At 64.9% G+C, this 1023-nt stretch carries 1 protein-coding gene; it reads right to left on the reverse strand.

From position 1 onward, the window contains the following. A partial coding sequence (locus tag ABIC65_RS22300; protein ID WP_354311710.1) for an IS110 family transposase occupies positions 1-909 on the reverse strand: 909 nt, incomplete at its 3' end. Positions 910-1023: the final 114 nt, after the last annotated feature.

The raw sequence follows: 1023 nt of genomic DNA on the forward strand, positions 1-1023 counted from the left end.
CTGCCTTTTACGGATCATGGCGTTGAGGATGACGAGAAGTTGTCTGGCGACAGCGATGAGGATGGTCTTGGGTGATTTGCCCTTGGCACGCATCCTGTCTCGCATGGCGGTGAGTACCGGAATGCGGCGCGAGGCGTTGAGCGCGGCGATGTAGAGCGCCTCGCGGACCTTGCGTCGTCCGCCCCAGATGCGGCGTGCACCGCGCCATGATCCGCTTTCGCGAGCATGGGGTGCGAGGCCGGCGAGGGAAGCGATTCGTCGGCGGCAGAGGGTGCCGAGTTCGGGGAGTTCGCTGAGCAGTGTGGCCAGGACGGTGGGTCCGATGCCGGGGACGGGGGTGAGCAGTGCGGCCTGATGGGCGAGCGTCTGGTCTTCGGCGATGCAGGCGGCGATCTGGCGGTCGAGAGCGGCAATCTGTTCGTCGAGCAGGGCGATCATGGTTTCGATGGCCTGTGCGATTTCGGGTTGGCCTGCGCTGTGACGATGCAGCTTTTCGGCTTTGCGCATATCGACCAACTGTCTGCGACGGCGCAGGAAATCGGCGAGGCGCATGCGGGTGGAACTGAGCGGGATCGTAGCGGGCAGGTCGAGGGCTGCGCCCATGCGGGCAAGGACTCGCGCATCCACGCGGTCGGTCTTGGCGAGCGTGCCGGTGGCTCTGGCAAACTCACGGGCCTGACGCGGATTGACCCGCGAGAAAGGGTGTCCGCGCGCTGCCAGTGCGGCGATCAGGTCGCCATCGCAGCCGCTGGTGGCCTCTAAGACAAGGCGAACGTCATGATCGAGCGTGTCGAGCCAGGCAGCGATGGTATCCGGTGTGTTGGCGATCTGCCCGATCCTTCCCGATGGCAGCTCGCAGATGTCGATGAAGGCGCGCGAAAGGTCGCAGCCGATGACGGCTTGTGGCATGGGTATGGCTCCTGTCCATGTCGTGCGGGATCGGTAGTCCCAAGCAACTGTTCAGGGTTGTGACCAACGCGGAAGGGACCCTTGCTCCCTATCGGGCTCCAGACCCTCGGGGGG

Origin of the sequence: Sphingomonas trueperi, assembly GCF_040545665.1 — a bacterium.
Lineage (GTDB): Bacteria > Pseudomonadota > Alphaproteobacteria > Sphingomonadales > Sphingomonadaceae > Sphingomonas > Sphingomonas trueperi_B.